Below are 3,938 nucleotides of genomic sequence, written 5' to 3'. Positions count from 1 at the left end.
CCAGCCCCTCCTTCTCTGCCGAGACGTCGCTGAAATTCGAGTGATCGAGCTTCCAGAGGGCTTTCATCCGGTCGACTTTCTTCTCGAGTTCCGCGACCTTCTCGCGGGCCTCGTCGCGCTCGTACTCGAGGCGCTCGGCCGTACGGCGGTGACGGGTCACCTCGCGGTTGCGCCGCACCTCCTTGCGCTCTTCCCGGCGTGCCTGGTCGAGTTCGGACTCGAGTTCCTCGATGCGGTCGTCTTTCTCGTCCAGTCGATCCTCGAGAGTGCTCACGTGTGACTGGAGACGGTCGACCTGCTGTTCGAGGTCGTTGATCCGCTGTTCTTCGTCGGTAAGCTCGCGGGGTTCGTGCTCGGTGTCGTCGTCGTCGCCGTCGTCGTCGCCCTCGAGGTCCGCGAGAACGGCCTCGACGCTCTCCTCGCCGGCGACGACGCGGGCGGTCACCTCCCCACGGTCGACGCCGGGCGGGAGTTTGGCTGCGATGCGGTCGAACTGGTCCTCGTGGGCGTCGACCGCGTAGAGAGCCGCCGAGAGGGCGTCCCGCTGGTGGTCGTTCTCGTAGCTGTAGTCGCGGGTCCGGTGTTGTTTCTCGTCGACGGGGAGGTCAGTTTCGGGCGTCCATCCGGCCGCGTCGAAGCTTCGACGAATCTTTTCGACGGTCTCGGGCATCGGCGTCACGTCCGCCGCGACGACGATCGGCCGGCCCCGTTCGACGATCCACTCGATCACGTCGGCGGTGTCGCTGGTCCGAGAGCTCCAGACGTCGAGGATTTCGCCCTCGAGGCCGACGATGGCGACCGCCGTCGTCGTCCCGGGATCGATGCCGACGACGACGTGGTCGCGACGTTTCGCGAGCGGGCGGAACTCGATGCCGTCGCGTCGCTCGCGTTCGATCTCGACGCGAACGTCGCCCGACCGGTTGCGCGAGACGGGAATGTCCTGCGGACGGGCCTGGACGGTGAACACGGCGTTGGCGAATCCCCCGTAGGCCTCTCGAACCTCGCGCTCGTACTCGAGGTTCGCGTCCTCGAGTTCGGACTCGACCTCGCGGGCGCGTTTCTTGACGGAGCCGTGGATGCGCCGCGTGAAGCGATCCTCACTCCAGCCGCCGCTGCCGGTCGAGCGGCCTCTCGAGACCTTGACCTCGGTGGTGTCGGTAAAGGCGGAGACTTCGTGGCCGACGTTGTGGGCGGCCAGGCGGGCCGTGGCCTCGGCTTCCTTCATCGGCTCCTTGCCGTAGGGAATCCCGTGGCGCTTGGCGACCCGCGAGAGGGGTTCGGGCTGTTCGGCCCCCGTCACCTGGACGAGCCTGGTTCCGGCAGGTAGTGTGCCCAGAAAGTGGATCAGCTCGTCTTTGTCCGCCGCCAGCTCGTACATGTTGTCCGTGGCGACGATGGCTGGCTCCTCGTCGTCGATCAGTCGCCTGAGTTTCCGGTGGGAGACGACGTCCCGAGCGAGGTCGTCGCCGTCGTACCGAACCAAGGCGTAGGAGGGAGCGTCGCCCCGCACGTCACCGCTCTGGATGTCGACGCCGTAGACGACCGCATCGAGGGCACTCGTTCGCGTACTCACGACCGGGCCTAGGGGCGAGTTGGGTATAAATCCGGCGCGGGACGCGATCGCCGATTCGGTGATCGAACTGGGTCGACCCCGCGGCTGCCGGGCCGGAACTCTTCGGTCGTCGAGCCGTCACACGGCCGTGACAGGGGTATACAGGTGTCGGTCCTGTAACGCGAGCTTCAGAGCGACCAGAAAACAGTGTTCCGTCTGCGGTACCGCCGGCGCGGAGACGGACCGTGACGCGTGCGTAAGCTGTGGCGCGACGCTCTCCGATTCGGCGTCCCAACAGTGTCCGCTCTGTGGCTCGAGCGACGTGGAACTCGTCGCGGCCTAGCTTCGTTCGCCCGTCGTCACGAACCGAACCTGGACTGCGATATCGTCGTCAGCGTGCTGGTTGATGTTCGTCTCGAGGGTGGCGATCAACTCCTCGTCGTACAGACCCGGCGAGCCGCCGACTTCGATTATCACCACGTCGATCTGCTGGGTCGCGTCGAACGAGGAGTCGAGCGGCGCGCCTCCGTCACGGACCTCGACGTCGATCTCGAGCAGTGTCGCGTCGTCGTACTCGGCGAGGACGGCCTCGACTTCCTGGGTTGCCGTCTCTTCGAAAGTCGAGACCTGGTAGGAAGTGTAGGTGATTCCAGTCAGGAACAGCGACAGGAGTGCGATGACGAGAACCAGGACGGTGATCTGTTTGAGGAACTGTCGCTGTGCCGTCGAGATTTCGAACCAGCTCCCGGGTCGGTAGCCGAGGTACCACAGCGTCACGAGCCCCGCCAGGTTGACTCCAAGTAGGTTCACCAGCACGAGTACCGTCGACCCCAGCGCCGCGACCGGCAGCCCCCAGGCAATGGCGATCCCGGCGGCGGCCATCGGTGGCACCAGTGCGGCCGCGATCATCACGCCGACGATAGCGATCGAAAACCCCGTCGCGAGACTGAGCACGCCCGCCGCACCCGCACCGAGCGCCACGGGAAGCAAGAGCAGTTCGGGGGCGATCCGCTCGGAGATCTCGTCGATTTCGGTGATCTCGATTCCCGGCGGAACCAGCAGCATCGACTGGAACAGCCACGCGACGATGGCTGCGGCCACGATCCCGCCGGCGACGCCGACGAACTGGTAGCGCATCCCCGTAAAGAAGACCTCGCGGTCGTTGACGACCGTCCCGATAGAGGCACTCAGTGCGGGGCCGATCAGCGGGGCGATCACCATCGAGCCGACGACGACTGCGGGCGAATCGAGCAACAGTCCGACGGTGGCGACGATGGCACTGATCAGCGTCATCGTGAAGAAGACGCTGAACGTCGGCGTCAGTTCGTTCGCCTGCGTCAGCAGCTCCTGGCGCGATATCTGTTCCTCCTCGACGCTCTCGGTTGCGTACTCCGCTTGCAGTTCGTCGAACTGCCTCGAGGCGACGGTTTCGGCGTCCACGACGACGGTGTAAGACTCCGCCTGGACCCCGGCCTCCTGCAGCGAGTCGAGAACGGGTTCGACGGCGCTGGTCGGCAACGGAAAGGAGACGACGGCGTCGTACTCCCGGCTGCTGCTCTCGTCGGTCACGACGTAGTCGATCCCCTCCTCGTCCAAGAGTCCGAGGACCGCCTGCCGCTTGCCGGTTGGGATCGTGACCTGGATGTGCCGCATTCCCAGGGGGTACGATACCCAGTCGAAAACCGTCTGTGTCGGACACTGCGTGGGGTACCCTCGATCCTCGAGATTCGGGCTTCGGGCCTCGATCTACAGGCCTCGAGCCTTGATCCTCGAGCCTCGAGCAGGTCACAACCCGCCGTCACTCTCGTGAGTCGGATGGCGGGATCGGGCTGTTCCCGTCACGACCTCGTCAGGTGGCTACCCGCCTAGCCGTCGGGATACGGGACCTCGAGTTTCTGTCCGTCCTCGGGGACGACAGTTTCGCCGTCGAAGACTTCGCGGGCCTCCGCGAGGTGGTCCTCGACCCCGCCCGTGTACCGCGAGGAGATATGGACGAGTGCAAGACGCTTCGCGTCGGCACGACTCGCGATCTCGGCCGCACCGCGGGCAGTCGAGTGGGCGGTCTCGGTCGCCCGTTCGGCCCGATCGTCGGCGAAGGTCGCGTCGTGAATCAGCAGGTCCGGCTCGTCGGCGACCTCGATGGTCCGGACCGTCGGACGGGTGTCGCCGGTGTAGACGATCGACCGGCCCGGCCGGGGATCGCCGACGACCTGGTCGGGGTCGACGACGGTCCCGTCCTCGAGTTCCACCGTATTGCCCTCGTGAAGTTGGGAGAACTTGGGGCCGGCAGGGACGCCGAGCTCTTCGGCACGTTCACGGTCGAACCGACCCTTGCGCTCGTCTTCGATCAGTGCGTACCCGACGGAACGGGCGTCGTGGTCGGTCT

Annotated in this window: 3 protein-coding genes; all 3 read right to left on the bottom strand. The window is 65.9% G+C overall.

Features of this window, described 5'->3' with window-relative positions; all coding sequences use genetic code 11:
- Positions 1-1,573: DUF460 domain-containing protein (locus C446_RS11990; protein ID WP_006673373.1), on the bottom strand; the 1,573-nt coding region annotated here is incomplete at its 3' end.
- Positions 1,574-1,891: 318 nt separating this feature from the next.
- Positions 1,892-3,205 carry a TIGR00341 family protein gene (locus tag C446_RS11985; protein ID WP_006673372.1) on the bottom strand — a complete coding sequence of 438 codons (1,314 nt, stop codon included), beginning with the start codon at positions 3,203-3,205 and terminating at the stop codon, positions 1,892-1,894.
- A 212-nt stretch (positions 3,206-3,417) separates the two neighbouring features.
- A partial coding sequence (locus tag C446_RS11980; RefSeq protein ID WP_006673371.1) for a ribonuclease Z occupies positions 3,418-3,938 on the bottom strand: 521 nt, incomplete at its 5' end.

This window comes from Halobiforma nitratireducens JCM 10879 (assembly GCF_000337895.1).
In the GTDB taxonomy this organism is placed as follows: Archaea; Halobacteriota; Halobacteria; order Halobacteriales; family Natrialbaceae; genus Natronobacterium; species Natronobacterium nitratireducens.
The sequence above is the reverse complement of the archived record's forward strand: the minus strand, read 5'-3'. Positions and strand labels throughout refer to the sequence as shown.